The sequence below is a fragment of the Aeromonas genomosp. paramedia genome (assembly GCF_023093515.1).
Taxonomy (GTDB): Bacteria; Pseudomonadota; Gammaproteobacteria; order Enterobacterales; family Aeromonadaceae; genus Aeromonas.
On record NZ_JAAROG010000075.1, the window covers coordinates 1 to 242 of the forward strand.

Genomic DNA, 242 nt, shown 5'->3' on the forward strand with positions numbered 1-242 from the left:
TATCCTGATGAAATGCTGAAAGAGTTGGTTGAACGCACGCCAGGTTATCATGGATGGCAACAGGAATTCTGGCTTGCGCATTGTGGCGATTTCTGTGCTTTTATCGGCTATGTGGGCTGGAATGATATAAAAGATCGCCTCGATGAATTTGCCAACCTTGAAGAAGATTGTGAGAATTTCGGTATTAGAAATTCTGATCTAGCTAAATGCCTGCAAAAGGGTGGTGATTGTCAGGGTTATCT

At 43.0% G+C, this 242-nt stretch carries 1 protein-coding gene; it reads left to right on the forward strand.

Translation table 11 applies throughout. The annotated features are described in order from the left end of the window. On the forward strand, positions 1–242 hold a 242-nt coding region (locus HB860_RS22105; protein WP_247627970.1), incomplete at both ends, for a CbrC family protein.